Origin of the sequence: Actinomyces sp. oral taxon 170 str. F0386 (assembly GCF_000195595.1) — a bacterium.
GTDB lineage: Bacteria > Actinomycetota > Actinomycetes > Actinomycetales > Actinomycetaceae > Actinomyces.
Genome location: NZ_GL882544.1, coordinates 429835 through 443329, shown reverse-complemented (window position 1 = coordinate 443329; position 13495 = coordinate 429835). Strand labels below are relative to the sequence as shown.

Here is a 13495-nt window from a genome sequence, read left to right as displayed (position 1 = left end):
CCCTTCACCGGCTGGGGCGGGCCGCCGATGCCGCGCAGGTCGCCCGCGCCGCCGCCGACGGCGCCGTTCGCGGGGCCCGAGGGAACTCGGGTCTTCTGGTCTCTCAGGCGCTGGCGGCCTTCGCCGACATCTGCGCCGACGCCCCCAACCCCACCGGCCTGCGTCCCGTCGAGCTCGTGCACGCCTATGAGGCCATGGCGGACACCACCTGGGCCGCGGTCTCCCGGCCGGTGGTGGGTACCCTGCTGTCGGTCGCCAGGGACGCGGCCACGGCCGCCCGATCCGCCCTGGAGGAGGCGACGGCGAGCTCGCCCGCCACCCTAAGCATCATCGCCGCCGCTGCGGCCTTCGGGTCCCAGGAGTCCGTCGTCGAGACCGCGGGTCTCGGCCACGGCCCGGTGGATGCCGGGGGAGCAGCCTTCATGCTGCTGCTGACCTGCCTGTCGGACACCATTGACGCGATCCAGGAGGTCGGCAGCGGGAAGAATGAGGCACCAGAGCTGCGTCAGGGCCACGAGGACGCCGACGAGCACGCCCCCTACACGGCCGTCGCCCGGCAGATGCTCACCGATCTGGCCGAGGGCGGGGTGCCGCACAGCGTCGGCCCTGAGCCCCTGGGCATGTCCACCGGCGAGTTCGAGGTCATGTACCTGCTGGAGGCCACCGCCGTCCAAGCCGGCCAACTGCGCCGCGACCTGGAGCTCATCGGCGACTCCGTGGGCGTTGTCGGTACTCCGGACGCCTTGGGGGTGGGTCTCTACCAGGTCCACGTCCACACCGACACACCGCGCGCGGCCCTGCCGCACGTGGGCCGTGCCCGCCAGATCTGCATCCACCACCTTCACCCCACCGCCCTAGTGGCCTCCACCGACGAGCCCCCGTCCCCGTGGGGGGCGCTTGACTCCGATCCCACGGGCCACGTGGTCTCCTTCGAGCGACTGGCCGCCCGCCGGGCTGAGCGCAAGGCCAAGTCGGTACGGATGCACCCCTCCCAGGCGGCTGCGCCGCGCCCTGTACCGGCGGAGACGCCGCGTCTGGCCGCCCGCTCGCGACAGGCCGGGATCGGTGTCATCGCCTGCACCCGGGCCCCCGGACTCATCGAGCAGCTCGCCCGCTCCGACGCCGCTGTCGTCCTCAACCCCGACCGGGAGGGGATCGCACGCGCCGCTGCGGACCTGGGTTCCTCCCAGGTCATCGTGCTGCCCTGTGACGCCGCCTGCACGGAGGCCGCCCACGATGCCGCTCGTTTCCTGGCGGCGCGCTCGGCCGTCTCCACCGTTCGTCCTCCGGCCGGAACGCGGAACGCAGGAGCCGCTCGTGAGGCCGCTCGTGCCGGGATGCAGGCGGGATCGTCGTCGGAGCGCTACGCGGCCGAGGGCATCCAGCTCCTCGTGTGCGACACCGATGATGAGGCCCGGGTCCTGGCCGCCGCGGTCGCCCTGGCCGGACGGAGTGAGGAGGCCGAGCTGGCAGACCTGGCTCGCCGCGCCTGGAGCGCCGCCGCGGGCCTGCGCACCATCTCCCTCAACGGGGCGCAGGCCGATGCCGACGCCGTGGCCCACGCCGTGGCCTCGGCGCTGCGGCCCTCCGACGAGCTGCTCACCGTCATCACCGGACGCAACGCCGGCCGCGACGTCGGCGCCCTGGCCGCCAGCGCGGCAGTGAGCGCCCGAGGACATGTGGTTGGTGAGGATGTGGAGGTCGCCGTCCATGCGGGCGGCCAGGAGCACCCTGACGTCCTCATCGCCATCGAGTAGCCGTCGCAGGCCCCGTTGCCGCGGGGCATCCAGCAGCTGTTGCGTAGCGGCTCGGGAGCTGATCCGCCTCATGTTCGTCATAGGGTGGTGTCGTGACCAGTTCGCCTGATCGCTCAACCCGCGCGCCCCGCCCCGGAAGCGTCGGTCTCCTCGAGCGTCCTGTGACCCGGCTCGTGGGCAAGCGGACGGCCGCCCAGCTCGCCAAGCAGGGGGTGGAGACCGGGGCCGACCTGTTGCGCCTGCTGCCCCGGCGCTACGACACCTGGGGGGATCTGACCGACATGCGCACCCTCGTCAAGGGTGAGCAGGCCACCATCCAGGCCCAGATCGCGCGCGCCTCCTCCCGACGCACCCGCTCCGGCCGGGCTCCGGCCCTCATGGAGGCCACCGTCACTGACGGTGTCTCCACCATGGACGTCGTCCAGTTCGGTGCGGCGGGCCAGATGCGTGCCCGCGCCACCCGGCTGGCTCCCGGAACCACCGTCCTCATGAGCGGCAAGGTCGGGCTTCACCGCGGACGCAAGCAGCTGACCAACCCGCGCCTGTACGTCCTCGACGAGCTCGATGAGGCCGAGCGCGAGGCCCTGCTGGCCCGCCCCATACCTATCTACCCGGGAACGGAGGCCCTCCCGTCCTGGTCGGTGGCCAAGGCGGTACGGACCGTCCTCGACCAGCTCGGACCGGGCGACGTTGCCGACCCCCTGCCTGAGGACCTGCGGCGCTCGGCTGGACTCATCGACGCCTATACCGCCTACCGCTGGGTGCACCGGCCCGATGACGCCCACCAGTGGAAGGCGGCCCGGAGCCGGCTGCGCCACGAGGAGGCTCTCATCCTTCAGGTGGCCCTGGCTCAGCGACGGGCCCACCACGAGGCCACGCGCACCGCGGTGGCCTGGCCAGAGCCGCAGGTGGTCGATTCCCTGAGGGCCGACCTCGACGCCTCCCTGCCCTACAACCTGACCGCAGGACAGGTGCGCGTCGGTGAGGAGATCGCCGCCGACCTGGCTCGCACCGTTCCCATGCAACGCCTCCTCCAGGGTGACGTGGGAAGCGGCAAGACCCTCGTGTCCCTGCGCGCTATGCTCCAGGTGGTCGACGGCGGCGGACAGGCGGCCCTGCTGGCCCCCACCGAGGTGCTCGCCGCCCAGCACCACTCCTCCCTGGAGGCGCTTCTCGGCCCCCTGGCCCTGTCCGGGATGCTCGGTGAGGCTGAGCGCGCCACCCGGGTCCACCTGCTGACCGGCTCCACCCCGGCCGCCCAGCGCCGTCGTATCCTCGCCGACCTGGCCGCCGGTGAGCCGGCGATCGTCGTCGGCACCCACGCCCTGCTGTCCGACACGGTGCAGATCCCCTTCCTCGGGCTGGTCGTCGTCGACGAGCAGCACCGTTTCGGCGTCGCTCAGCGCGACGCCCTGCGCGAGCGCGGCGGCGTCACCGACTCGGCCACCGGCCAGCGTCACACCCCCCACCTGCTGGTCATGACCGCCACCCCGATCCCACGCACCATCGCCATGACCGTCTTCGGCGACCTGGCCACCTCTGTCCTTGACGAGCTTCCCGCCGGACGCAGCCCCGTCCCCACGCACCTGGTCCCCTGGTCGCGCACCTCCTGGGTGGAGGGAATCTGGCGACGTGCCGCCAAGGAGACTGCCTCCGGTGGACGCGTCTACGTCGTCTGCCCGCGGATCGAGGTCGGTGACGACGAGCCTCAGCAGGAGGCCGCGATGGCCTCCGGCGCCGATACCGCCGCCGAGCAGACCCCAGGGCCGCTTGAGCTCGAGGAGTCCTGCTCGCGCCCGGACCGCCCTCTGGCCGCCGTCGAGGAATGGCGACAGCGGCTGGAGGCCGAGCCCGCCCTGGAGGGTGTCGGCGTCGGGAGCCTCACCGGGCGTATGAGCAGTGAGGACAAGGCCTCTGCCATGGCCGACTTCGCCTCCGGCGCCACTCCCGTCCTGGTGGCGACCACCGTCATCGAGGTCGGGGTGGACGTGCCTGAGGCCACCATGATGGTCATCCTGGACGCCGACCGTTTCGGCCTGTCCCAGCTCCACCAGCTGCGCGGTCGGGTCGGACGCGGCAGCCGAGAGTCCGTCTGCGTGGCGGTCACCGGTGTGGAGGTCGGCTCCACCGCCTTCCACCGGCTCAAGGCCTTCGCCTCCACCACGGACGGATTCGCTCTGGCCGAGGCCGACCTCGACCTGCGCAGCGAGGGCGACGTCCTGGGGGCCTCGCAGTCAGGGCGTACCTCCGGCCTGGACCTGCTGCGCGTGACCCGCGACGCCCGGCTCATCGCCACCGCCCGGCGTGAGGCCGAGCGGATCGTGGCCGACGATCCGCAGCTGCGCGAGCACCGGGCCCTGGCCGCGGCGATCGTCGAGCGACTCGACGAGGAGTCCCAGGCCTTCCTCGAACGAGCGTGACAGGGCGGGCTCAGGCAGGATCGGCGGCCCCGACGGGCTCAGCGGTCGGCTCGGCGAACCAGATCATGGTCTCCCCGTAGCGCTTGTCCGCGAAGCGTCTCATGCCCTCCGGCCAGGTGGGCTCGGCTGAACGCCTCGAGCGCTCGACGACGACGACGGCACTTGCGGTCAGCCACGGGTCCTCTCTGCGGATCAGGGGGCTGAGAATCGCGGTGAGCTCCTCCTCGCTCAGATCGTAGGGCGGGTCGATCAGTACCAGGTCCACCGGTGCTCCCGCCGCGCCTGTCAGGAAGGCGTCCGCCTTCGCGGTCACCGCGTGGACCCCGTCCAGTCCCAGCACCCGGATGTTGCGCCGGCAGGTGTCAGTGGCCGCGCGCGAGAAGTCCACGAGCATGACGTCGTCGGCCCCTCGGCTCGCCGCCTCCAGGCCCAGGGCCCCCGAGCCCGCGCACAGATCCAGCACCCGGGCGCCGTCGAGCACCCCGTAGTGGTCCAGCCGGGCGAAGAGTGCCTCGCGGACCCGCTCTGAGGTGGGGCGCGTCCCGGACCGGGGCACCTCGATCCTGCGCCCGCCCACGGTTCCAGCCACGATCCTGGTCATGGCCCGACCATACGTGACCTCCGCCCCCGGTTCTCGCACCCTGGGCGTCCCCGAACCGGTCAGTCCTCCTGGGCCGGAGCGTGCTGACCGTAACCGGTGTCCCGGATCTTGCGGGTCACCGCCGCGATCTGCTCCTCGGAGAGGATCTTGGGAGCGCCCACGGTGCGCGTGCGCAGGTAGAGCTCGCAGACCCACTCCAGCTCCTGGGCCAGGATGTAGGTGGAGGCCAGGTCAGGGCCGGTCACCACGGAGCCGTGGTTGCTCATGAGGGCAGCCGTGCGCCCCTCGAGCGCTCGCTCGACGTTGGCCGCCAGCTCAGGGGAGCCGTAGATCGCGTAGTCCGCCACCCGCACGTCGCTGCCACCGAACATGCAGATGTAGTAGTGCACGGCAGGAAGTGCGCTGACGCCCTCGAGGCTGGCGACGGCGGTGGCCGCGTAGGAGTGGGTGTGCACCACCGACATCTGACCGGTCGCCCGTAGCGCCGTCAGGTGCAGGTCGAGCTCACTGGCGGGCTTGAGCGGCCCCTCGAGCTGCTTGCCCGTGGCGTAGTCGACCACGGCGACCAGGTCGGGGCGCATGTCCTGGTAGGGCAGGCCCGAGGGAGTGATGGCGACCAGGTCGCCCTCCCTGACGGACAGGTTGCCGGCGGTGCCGACGACCAGGCCGTCGTCGGAAAGGTGGAAGCAGGCATCGGTGATCTGCTGACGGGCGTCGTGGAGAAGCATCGTGAGCTCTTTCCTCGGGACGTACCGCAGCGCGCCCCGTTGCGTCTGAAGTGATACCAGCGGATCATCTCATGTTTGCGCTCACATGTCTATGGTTACGTCTTTTTCTTTTCACACTTGACATTACTGGGTGGTTGGGGTCATGCTTTGTTTGCGCTCACATTCATGTGGGACCTGGTCATCGTCGCCCAGTGAAAGGAACCTGCCATGCCCACCGCGTCCTACCCCGCCATCGGAATCCGCCCACTCATCGACGGCCGCCGTCGCGGCGTCAGGGAGTCCCTCGAGGACAAGACCGCTCAGCTGGCCAAGGATGTCGCCGAGCTCATCTCCTCCCACCTGACCTACCCCGACGGCAGCCCGGTGCGCTGCGTCATCTCCGAGACCGCGATCGGGGGAGTGTCCGAGGCCAACCGCTGCAAGGAGCAGTTCCGCACTGAGAACGTGTGCGCCGACCTGACCGTCACCGCCTCATGGAACTACATCACCGAGGTCCTTGACCTCGACCCCTCGATTCCGCACGCCATCTGGGGCTTCAACGGCACCGAGCGGCCGGGGGCCGTGACCCTGGCCGCCGCGGCCGCCGCCTACAACATGCTGGGCATTCCCTGCTTCGGCATCTACGGCCACGACGTGCAGGACGCCGACGACTCCGGCCTGACCGACGACGTCGTCGAGAACATCCTGCGCTACGCGCGCGCGGCTCTGGGGGTCGGTCTCATGAAGGGACGCAGCTACCTCTCGATCGGGACCGTCTCGATGGGGATCGCGGGATGTCGCGTCCCCGAGCAGTTCTTCGTCGACTACCTGGGAATGCGCGCCGAGTACATCGATATGATCGAGATCGACCGCCGAATCGCCAACGGCATCTACGACCACAAGGAGTACGAGACCGCCCTGGCCTGGGCCCGCGAGCACCTCACCATCGGGGAGAACCGCAACCCCGAGGCCAACCGCTTCACCCAGGAGGAGTACGACGAGCAGTTCGACTACTGCATCAAGATGCTCCTCATCGGCCGCGACCTCATGGAGGGCAACCCCGCCCTGGCCGAGCTCGGCTTCGTCGAGGAGGCCGACGGGCACGACGCCATCGCGGCGGGCTTCCAGGGGCAGCGCCAGTGGACGGACTACAAGCCCAACGGCGACATCCTCGAGACCTTCCTCAACACCACTTTCGACTGGAACGGCAAGCGGCCCGAGAAGGTCTTCGCCACGGAGGGCGATGCCGGCAACGCCGTCGCCATGCTCTTTAACTCCGTCCTGACCCACCGCCCCCAGCTCTTCAGCGACGTGCGCACCTACTGGAGCCCCGAGGCCGTTGAGCGGGTCACCGGATACAAGCTCGAGGGACGCGCCGAGAACGGGTTCATCGACCTGCGCAACTCCGGGGCGACGACCCTCAACGCCACTGGCGAGGAGAAGGACACCGAGGGCAACCCGATCATCAAGCACTGGTGGGAGATCACCGAGGCGGACATCGAGGCGGATCTGAAGGCCTCCACCTTCCACGCCGCTACGCGCGAGTACTTCCCCGGAGGCGGCTTCTCCACGCACTTCACCACCGCCGGCGGCATGCCCGTGACCGCGACCCGCCTCAACTTCGTGGCCGGTCAGGGGCCCGTCCTCCAGATCTCCGAGGGCTGGACCGTAGAGCTGCCGGACGACGTGCGCGACCAGATCGTCAACCGCACCGACCCGACCTGGCCGACGACCTTCTTCGTCCCGCGCCTGACCGGCCAGGGCGCCTTCACCTCCGTCTACGACTGGATGGCCAACTGGGGCGCCAACCACACGGCCACGGGCTACGGGCACTTCGGCGCCGACCTCATCACTCTGGCCTCGATGCTGCGCATCCCCGTCTACATGCACAACGTCGAGCGCGAGAGGATCCTGCGTCCCAAGGCCTGGGTGCCCTTCGGCACCGCCGAGCCCGAGAGCGCCGACTTCCGGGCCTGCGCCACCTTCGGCCCCCTCTACCGCTGAAGGATCGCTGTCATGACGAGCACCGACGAGCACCACGCCCTCGCGCTCGACCTCGGCTCCAGCTCCGTGAGAGCGGTCCTGGGAAGCTACCGTCAGGGAGTCATCAGCACTGAGGAGGTCTTCCGGCTCCACCACCAGGTGGTGGATGACCAGGGCGCCCTCACCTGGGACCTCGAGCGCATCATGGACGGTGCTCGTCGGAGCATCGTCGAGGCGGCTGGGCGCCTGGGGCGGGCTCCCGACTCCATCGGCATCGACACCTGGGGCGTCGATTACGGCCTGCTCGACGCCCAGGGAGAGCTGCTGCGCGCTCCCCGGGCCTATCGCGACGGGCGCATGGCCCGGTGGGCCGCGGACCTGGACCAGGTCATCTCCCCGGAGGCGGCCTGGCGAGCGACCGGTATCCTGCCCCAGCAGATCAACACGGTCTACCAGCTCTACGCGGACCTGAGGCAGGAGCCGGACCTCGTTGACCGGGTCGACCGCTTCCTGCCGCTGCCCGACCTGGTGGCGTACCTGCTCGGCGCCCCGGCCGGTGCGGGGCGGGCGATCGCCTCGACCACCGGGCTCGCCTCACCAGGGGCGAGGCACTGGGCGCCTCAGGTTCTTGAGGCCACTGGGATCCCCGAGCGGTGGATGCCCCCGCTCGTCGACGATGCCACGGTGGCCGGGACGACGCCGGAGGGAATCACCATCGTGCGCCCCGGCGGACACGACACCGCCTGCGCCGTCCACGCGCTCGGGCTGAGGGGTGACGAGGCTCGTCTGTTCATCTCCTCGGGGTCCTGGAGCCTCATCGGCGCCGTCGTTCCCCATCCGGTCCTGGACGAGGCGGCGCTGCGGGCAGGGCTGACCAACGAGGTCCGCACCGACGGCGGTATCCGGCTCCTGCGCAACCTCACCGGCTTCTGGCTGCTCCAGGAGTGCCAGCGCTCCTGGAACGAGCCTGACACCGGCGCGCTGGTCAAGGCGGCGGGGGAGTGCACCTCGCTCGGCGTCGTGATCGACCCCGACGACGCGCTCTTCGCCACCCCCGGGGACATGCCGGCCAAGATCGCCCACTGGTGCCGTGACCACTACGCGGTGGAGCCCGAGGGGCCGGCGCAGACGGTCCGGCTCATTCTCGAGTCGCTTGCCTGCGCGCACGCCGCCTACGCCCAGGGGCTGCAGGACGTCGTCGGCGATCTGCTGGACCCCGCCTCGCCGATCCATCTGGTGGGAGGAGGAGCTCGTAACAGCCTCCTTCCGGCGATGACGGCGGCGGCCTGCAACCGGCGTGTCGTCGTGGGCACGCCGGAGGCCAGTGCCCTGGGCAACATCCTCGCCCAGCTCAAGGCCACCGGCGCCGTCGAGCCGGATTCGCGCGGCGAGGTGCTGCGCCGCAGCGTCAGCCTGGTCGACGTCGACCCCTCCGACTCCATCGTTCCGCCCGGCGCCTTCGACATCATGCGCGAGCGGCTGCTCAACGCCACCGTCCGCTGATCCTTTGGTCTGCGCGCGCTTACACCTATCCACCTTCTACGCCAACACCTGTCAACTCGCTTATGAAAGGAGCGACGATGCTCCGCAATATTCCCGCCAACCTCTCACCCGACCTTGTCAAGATCCTGCTGGAGATGGGGCACGGTGACGAGATCCTCCTGGCCGATGCGAACTTCCCCGGACACCACCTCCACCCCACCACAGTGCGGGCCGACGGTCTGGGGATTCCCGACCTGCTCACATCCATCCTCACCCTCATGCCCCTCGACCGGTACAGCAGCTACCAGGTGGCCCTCATGGAGACGGTCGGCGACGACCCCCGGCCTCCGGTGTGGGACGTCTACGAGCAGATCTGGAACGAGGCGGAGAAGGACGCCGGTCCCGTGAGCGTCAGGACGATCGAACGCATGGCCTTCTACGACTACACCCCGAGCGTCTACGCCGTGGTCCTCACCGGCGAGACCGCGCTGTACGGGAACCTCATCCTCAAGAAGGGGGTGCTGTGAGCATCGAGGATGCCTACATCGAGCCGTTGATACGAAGATCCACCTACCTGCAACGGAGCAGAAGCCATGACGTCCACCACCATGTCCACCGCTGAACGTGTGCCCCCGGATGACACGGGTGCAGCCTCGTCGTCCTCACGGAGCGCGCGCTCAAGCCACAATGAGACTGCGTCCGCCGCGCAGAGCTCCTCCGGTCAGGGATTCCTGTACCCCGGCATGCTCGTTCCCTTCATCCTCCTCGTCTCCTGCTTCGCGGCGTGGGGAATGGCTGGGGACATGACCGCACCGCTGGTCAAGGTCTTCCGTTCGGTGTTCTCCATGAACAACGTCCAGTCCTCCTTGGTGCAGTCCGCCTACTACGGTGCCTACTTCTGTCTGGCGATTCCCGCCGCCTTCATCAACAGCCGTCTGGGATACAAGGGCGGGGTCCTCATCGGGCTCGGCCTGGCCGCTGCGGGGGGACTCCTGTTCATCCCGGCGTCCCACGTGATGACCTACTCGATGTTCCTGGCCGCGCTGTTCACCCTGGCCTCAGGGCTGTCCATTCTTGAGACGAGTGCCAACCCCTTCGTCATGTCGATGGGACCGGAGTACAACGCCACTCGGCGCCTCAACTTCGCTCAGGCCTTCAATCCCATCGGATCCAACCTCGGGGTGCTGATCGCGGCGACGCTCATCCTGCCCCACATCAGTCCCGCAACGGCGGAGCAGCGTGCGTCCATGAGTGAGGCCGAGCTGCTGTCCACCCGCTCCTCCGAGCTGCAGGCCGTCATGGGGCCCTTCGTGGCACTCAGTCTGTTCTACATCGCTCTTGCGGTGTCGATCGCCTTCGTCAAGGTGACTGAGACTCCTGTGGTCTCCACGGGGCAGCCGGCCTCATCGGGTGGACGGCTCAAGCGACTGCTGGGCAACAAGCGCTACAGCTTCGGGGTCGTTGCCCAGTACTTCAACATCGCGGCTCAGACCTGCATCTGGACCTTCACCCTTCACTACGTCACAGACGCCCTGGGGGTGTCGGACAAGGTCGCCGGGTACTGGCTGCAGGCGAGTCTGCTGGTGTTCCTGGTCTTCCGCTTTCTCATGGTCGGACTCATGGGAAGATTCGATGCTCGTAAGCTCATGATCATCATGTGCCTGTTCGGCGTCGGGCTGTCACTGTTCGCGATGGTGAGCGTCAATATCGTCGGAGCCGTCGCAGTGGCACTGATGTCGGCCAGCATCTCGCTGCTGTTTCCCACCATCTACGGCGAGGCCCTCAAGGGGTTGGGCGAGGATACCAAGTTCGGAGCCGCTGGCCTGGTGATGTCCATCATCGGCGGAGCGACGATGCCCCTGGTTCAAGGATGGGTCATGGACCTTACCTCAGCGGCATTCTCCTACGTGACGGTGGGCGTCTGCCTGAGTATCGTCGCCGCCTACGGGTTCTACACGCTGCGTGCGGACCGCGAGGACACCGCGACGGTTGACGCGTCCGCGACCTGAGCGCTCGGTCGGAGCAGGGTGACGCCGAGGGGGATCTGCTGTCAGACCCTGCTCACGCGCGGGTGGGGGCTGCCTGGAGCACAGGGAGCCCCCACCCGCGCTCATGGTGACGTCATCCGGGACCGACTGGGCGCGGAGCCCCGAACCACCATTTGCGGGGTCAAGGTGACGCTGCGGGGGGTGCCGCCCGCCACGAGCTCATCGGACAGACTCAGCGCTGCCCTTCCCAGGGCGTCGAAGTCCTGTGTGACGCTGGACAACGACGGCGTGGCCCATCGAGCAAGGGGAATGTCGTCGAACCCGACGACGGCGACGTCGTCGGGGATCCTCACGCCGGCGGCGAGCAGCTCATGGCACAGGCCCAGTGCGATGTCGTCATTGCCTGCGAAGACGGCGTCGGGCAGGCCGGCACCAAGCAGGCGCCGAGCAACTCTGGCTCCGGCCTCTCCTGTCCAGGCGTCCGTGCCCACCCAGCGGCCAGGAATCCCGGCCTCCGCGCAGACCGACTGGTAGGCGGCGAGCCGCTCCGAGGCGTCCTGCCAGGACAGGTCCCCGGTCACATGCAGCAGACGGCTGCGCCCCTGAGCCAGAAGGTGCTCCGTGGCCAGACGGGCCCCCAGAGCCTGGTCGATGGAGACAGTCGACAGCGTGGAGAAGTCGTGCTGACCGGAGATGATCGCGACGATGGGGCCGGGGCGTCGTTGGGAGGACAGCACGGCGAGGACATCGGCGCGCTGGGCGAGGACAACAGTGGCGGCCACGCGGTAGCCGTGCAGGTGAGCGAGTGCCTGTCGCACGGATTCCGAGTCGTTGCCGTCGGCGGTGGCAAGTGCGAAGGTACCGCCGCGCTCTCGAACAGCCCGGGCGATCGCGGAGAAGGTGGAGGCCATGCCATGCGACAGCCCGGCGGTCAGCAGGATTCCCACGGCCCCGGAGGAGCCCGAGGCCAGCGAGCGGGCAGCGAGGTTCGGCTCGTAGCCCAGCGCCTGGACGGCGGCCAGCACCTTCTGGCGCGTCTCGGGGCGGACCGAAGGGTGGTTGTTGAGCACGCGGGAGACGGTCTGAGACGAGACTCCGACCGCGTCAGCCACGTCACTCAGGGTCACGCGTGTGGGCACAGGAGAAAATATAGCAGCGCCTGTGCAGTGCTCCTGGACGCCGGCGGACGGTGGGATCGGGAAGTGATGCGCTGCTGCAGAGTGCGAAGGTGGGCAGGCGGGGGGCTCCCCTGACGGCCCGTACCGGCCCTGGAAAGGAACGACGCGGCGCGCGTCCCGCACGGCGACACGCCCAGACAGTAGCGTGGCCGCATGCGCCTGGCCGTCTACCCCGGAAGCTTCGACCCCCTCACCCTGGGGCACGTCGATATCGCCTCGCGTGCGACCACGCTCTTCGACGTCGTCGTCATCGGGGTTGCCCACAACGCCGCCAAGGCCGGGCGTCACCTGCTCGATGTCGAGGAGCGCCTGGCCCTGGTCAGGGCCTCCACCTCCCACCTTCCCGGCGTCGAGGTGGACCTCGTCCCCGGGCTCCTGGCCGACTACTGCCGCCAGCGTGGCGCGAGCGCCATCATCAAGGGGCTGCGCAACGGCAGCGACCTGGACGCCGAGCTGCCCATGGCGCTGCTCAACCGGGACCTGGGGGCGCCCGAGACGGTCTTCCTGACGGCGTCGCCCGCCTACGCCCATATCTCCTCCTCCCTCGTCAAGGACATCGCCGGCTACGGCCGGGACGTCTCCGCACTCGTCCCGCCCGCCGTCGCCCGGATCCTGGGGGCCCGACTGGCCGAGACCTCCCAGTCGTCCCGCCAGGGCCCCGGCCAGAACAGCGTCTCCCCAGGACCCGTCCCACCCGGAACCCCGCCAGGCCGCTTCGTCGGCGACGACCACACACGAGAGGACCTACCGTGACGACCAGCCGCGATGCCGGAGACGACCTGCTGCACATCCTCGATGAGCTTGACGACCTCATCACCCATGCCCGATCGATGCCGATGAGCGCCTCCGCGATCGTCAACCGGGAAGCCGCCCAGAACCTCATCGACCGGGCCCGTGACGCGGTCCCCACCGCCGTCCACCGAGCCGAGAAGATCGTCGCCGACGCCGACGCCGTCCTGGCCGAGGGACGCGCCGAGTCCGAACGGCTCGTCCAGTACGCCCAGGAGGAGTCCGAGCGCCTGGTGGCCGGGGAGAACATCGTGCGCATGGCCAACGACCGGGCAGACAGCATCGTGGCCGCCGCCGAGGACAAGGCCGCCTCCCTGCGCCACGGGGCTGACGAGTACTCCGACCGCGCCCTGGCCTCCCTGGAGGCCGAGATCGCCAAGATCACCGAGCAGATCCGGGCCGGCCGGGAGGTCCTGGCCGGTCGCCTGGGCGATGGCCTGGACCAGTCGGTAGAGGTCCAGGAACCCGTCCGACGCCGCTCCGGCTGGTCCGTGGACCCCTCCGCCCGCTGAACCGGCGGCGCCGTAACCTCGGGGTACGCTCGCGCCAGACCCCTCATCCATCACCTCGCCGACGACGGTCACCGTCCC

11 protein-coding genes are annotated in these 13495 nt (G+C 69.5%); 8 read left to right on the top strand and 3 right to left on the bottom strand.

Going from position 1 to position 13495, the window contains the following annotated elements; translation table 11 throughout:
- Positions 1 to 1757, top strand: a 1757-nt coding sequence (locus tag HMPREF9056_RS09965; RefSeq protein ID WP_009746899.1) for a DAK2 domain-containing protein, incomplete at its 5' end; no start/stop codon positions are given.
- Between the two features lie 161 nt (positions 1758 to 1918).
- The gene (locus HMPREF9056_RS09960) at positions 1919 to 4177 is read left to right on the top strand and encodes an ATP-dependent DNA helicase RecG (protein WP_009746898.1); all 2259 of its coding nucleotides are present in this window, start codon (positions 1919 to 1921) and stop codon (positions 4175 to 4177) included.
- Between the two features lie 10 nt (positions 4178 to 4187).
- Here the strand turns inward: HMPREF9056_RS09960 and rsmD are convergent, their stop codons facing one another.
- Together rsmD and HMPREF9056_RS09950 are read right to left on the bottom strand one after the other, a co-directional pair.
- A complete protein-coding gene (rsmD, locus tag HMPREF9056_RS09955) occupies positions 4188 to 4778 on the bottom strand; it encodes a 16S rRNA (guanine(966)-N(2))-methyltransferase RsmD (RefSeq protein ID WP_009746897.1) in 591 nt (196 codons plus the stop codon).
- A 59-nt stretch (positions 4779 to 4837) separates the two neighbouring features.
- Complete coding sequence (locus HMPREF9056_RS09950) at positions 4838 to 5506, bottom strand: class II aldolase/adducin family protein (RefSeq protein WP_009746896.1); 669 nt, start codon at positions 5504 to 5506, stop codon at positions 4838 to 4840.
- Between the two features lie 207 nt (positions 5507 to 5713).
- On the opposite strand from HMPREF9056_RS09950, the gene HMPREF9056_RS09945 reads away from it, so the two are divergent.
- From HMPREF9056_RS09945 to fucP, 4 genes are all read left to right on the top strand, one after another.
- Positions 5714 to 7489 (top strand): L-fucose isomerase, encoded by a 1776-nt coding sequence (locus tag HMPREF9056_RS09945; protein WP_009746894.1) that lies wholly within the window; start codon positions 5714 to 5716, stop codon positions 7487 to 7489.
- A gap of 12 nt (positions 7490 to 7501) precedes the next feature.
- Positions 7502 to 8971: a rhamnulokinase family protein gene (locus tag HMPREF9056_RS09940; protein ID WP_009746893.1), complete on the top strand. Its 1470-nt coding sequence runs from the start codon at positions 7502 to 7504 to the stop codon at positions 8969 to 8971.
- A gap of 77 nt (positions 8972 to 9048) precedes the next feature.
- Positions 9049 to 9477, top strand: a complete 429-nt coding sequence (locus HMPREF9056_RS09935) for an RbsD/FucU family protein (protein ID WP_009746892.1) — start codon at positions 9049 to 9051, stop codon at positions 9475 to 9477.
- A gap of 216 nt (positions 9478 to 9693) precedes the next feature.
- On the top strand, positions 9694 to 10959 hold the full coding sequence (gene fucP, locus HMPREF9056_RS09930) for an L-fucose:H+ symporter permease (protein ID WP_009746891.1): 1266 nt from the start codon (positions 9694 to 9696) through the stop codon (positions 10957 to 10959).
- Between the two features lie 101 nt (positions 10960 to 11060).
- On the opposite strand, the gene HMPREF9056_RS09925 is transcribed toward fucP, so the two are convergent.
- On the bottom strand, positions 11061 to 12077 hold the full coding sequence (locus HMPREF9056_RS09925) for a LacI family DNA-binding transcriptional regulator (protein WP_087942246.1): 1017 nt from the start codon (positions 12075 to 12077) through the stop codon (positions 11061 to 11063).
- A 192-nt stretch (positions 12078 to 12269) separates the two neighbouring features.
- Here HMPREF9056_RS09925 and coaD point away from each other — a divergent pair, with 192 nt between their 5' ends.
- Positions 12270 to 12869: a pantetheine-phosphate adenylyltransferase gene (gene coaD, locus HMPREF9056_RS09920; protein ID WP_009746889.1), complete on the top strand. Its 600-nt coding sequence runs from the start codon at positions 12270 to 12272 to the stop codon at positions 12867 to 12869.
- Positions 12866 to 13417: a hypothetical protein gene (locus HMPREF9056_RS09915; protein WP_009746888.1), complete on the top strand. Its 552-nt coding sequence runs from the start codon at positions 12866 to 12868 to the stop codon at positions 13415 to 13417. The genes coaD and HMPREF9056_RS09915 overlap by 4 nt, the downstream gene beginning before the upstream one ends.
- The last annotated feature ends 78 nt before the right edge of the window (positions 13418 to 13495 follow it).